Below are 270 nucleotides of genomic sequence, written 5' to 3'. Positions count from 1 at the left end.
GGCGACGAGCAGCAGCGCGTAGTCCGTTCCCGCGCCGAAGACCAGCACGGTGAGGATGCCCGCGCTCTGGCCGTTGACGGTCAGGCCCGCGTGCTCGGCGAAAAGATAGATCACCGCCTGGGCCGCGGTGAGCGCGCCGACCACCGAGATGACCGGGACGATCAGCAGCGACGGGCTCCGGTAGGTGATCAGCAGGGTGACCACGACCACGCCGAGCGCCGAGAAGAGCAGCGTCGAGTCGATGCCCTCGAAGGCGTCGGAGAAGTCGGC

General features: G+C 68.9%; 1 protein-coding gene. It reads right to left on the bottom strand.

All coding sequences use genetic code 11. The annotated features are described in order from the left end of the window. Window positions 1-270 (bottom strand): MMPL family transporter (locus J0695_RS33430; RefSeq protein ID WP_206968522.1); only part of this gene is annotated, 270 nt, incomplete at both ends.

Origin of the sequence: Streptomyces beijiangensis (assembly GCF_017315755.1) — a bacterium.
Lineage (GTDB): Bacteria > Actinomycetota > Actinomycetes > Streptomycetales > Streptomycetaceae > Streptomyces > Streptomyces beijiangensis.
Note: the sequence above shows the minus strand (reverse complement) of the source record. Positions and strands in the feature narration are given on the sequence as shown.